The sequence below is a fragment of the Caulobacter sp. UNC279MFTsu5.1 genome, assembly GCF_900114015.1.
Classification (GTDB): domain Bacteria; phylum Pseudomonadota; class Alphaproteobacteria; order Caulobacterales; family Caulobacteraceae; genus Caulobacter.
Genome location: NZ_FORN01000100.1, coordinates 1 through 1,514, shown reverse-complemented (window position 1 = coordinate 1,514; position 1,514 = coordinate 1). Strand labels below are relative to the sequence as shown.

1 tRNA gene and 1 pseudogene are annotated in these 1,514 nt (G+C 63.2%); one reads left to right on the top strand and one right to left on the bottom strand.

The features are described 5' to 3' along the window. The first annotated feature begins 1,232 nt into the window (after positions 1–1,232). Positions 1,233–1,456: pseudogene (locus BM066_RS27455) on the top strand (cold-shock protein). On the opposite strand, the gene BM066_RS25715 reads toward BM066_RS27455, so the two are convergent. Beyond that, positions 1,427–1,503: transfer RNA gene (locus tag BM066_RS25715), tRNA-Met, on the bottom strand. The pseudogene BM066_RS27455 and the gene BM066_RS25715 sit on opposite strands and share 30 nt — an antisense overlap. Positions 1,504–1,514 lie beyond the last annotated feature (11 nt).

Genomic DNA, 1,514 nt, shown 5'->3' with positions numbered 1-1,514 from the left:
CAAGACCTGAAGAGTAGCTCCAGAAGCTCTTGCGAACCCCCCTCCCTACTCCCGGGAACGCGGCTTCTATTGAAACCACACCACCCTGTCAACCGCGAATTCCGCTGAATTCCAGCGAGCCTTCGGAGTTGAATACTTCACTGAACTTCAGAATTCTTGCCGAACTCTTCACTTCAGTGAGGAGCAGCGCTTCTAGTGAAGCACCACCCCAGTGTCAACCGTTTCGTTTTTCCATCCTTTCAAGGGGCGCGTAGCCGCCACGAAGAGACAAAAAGGGATCCGTGGGCCGCCGAGGCTGCCCGCCTGGATCCATAACCGAGTCGATTGAGGCGCGGAATTTAGCGAAATCGACTGAAAAAAGCAAGAGCCTTACGGTTCTTGCCCTGCCATCGCAGTCGCGTTTCCGGGCGAGGGGTCGATATAGCTGCATGACGGCGCGGTGACAACCCCTCTCCGGCCACATCCCGATCCATGCGGTGGTCGTGACGGCGGAGGCGCCCCGCCAGCCCCGCCTGCCCCGCCTGCCCCGGGGCTCGTTGAAATCGGTCCGGACAACCACAGCCGTCGCGAACCCGCATGTGGAGAATCAGTCGACGGCGGCCAGATCAGCCGGTCCACGCCCCACGCGTGGCGGAAGGTGGATTCTGCTCGGCGCGCCGACCAGGCCCTTCCGTGGAAACGCCGGTTGGTTCTCGCCATCCCCCTGGCGCGGCGGCTCGGAGAACTCGAGAATCGCTTTAGGGGCCCGTCGGTTTCAAATCTCGGCGAGCCCTGGACACCCGGCCCCGGCCGTGAAGACCCTTCGACCTGATGAGAGAACCCGCCTGATCCGGCGAATGGACGTGCGAGATCACAGCGCCTTCCGGCCGATTGTGATCGGATCGGCGGGTAGGCCTTTGGAGACTTGAAGCCCGACTGATAGGCGACCCGGCATGAGACCGATGATTCCCTTCGCGAGAAGACCGACCGCACTGGTTGGAAGAAACCTCTTCACCGAAGAAGGGGCGTCGATTCGACGCCTGAAGCGCCGAGGCGGATGAGCGCATCCGCTCCTGCCCGGCTCCTGGAAGGTGGATCGCCTCGGACGGCCGGAACCCTGGGCCGGCGCCAAGATTCTGAAGTATGTCGCCGGCGGCCCGATCTCGCATCGCCGCGCCCCGAATTCCCGCGGCTTCACGTTCGTAAAGGCCGCGCTTCGGCGCCGAATCTCGTGCGAGCGCCGGCGACACACTTTGGCGCGCCCACAGTCCGGGCGGCGGGCGAAGTGGTTCAACAGCACCAAGGGTTTGGCTTCATCCAGCCGGACAGCAGCGGCGGCGATATCTTCGTGCACATCTCGGCCGTCGAGCGCGCCGGCCTGCGCGGCCTGGCGAAAAGGCAAGCGCCCAAACGAAAATGGCCTCCCGAAGGAGGCCATTCTAGATCTTGGGTGCGGGGACAGGATTTGAACCTGTGACCTTCAGGTTATGAGCCTGACGAGCTACCGGGCTGCTCCACCCCGCGGCGAAGTGGGT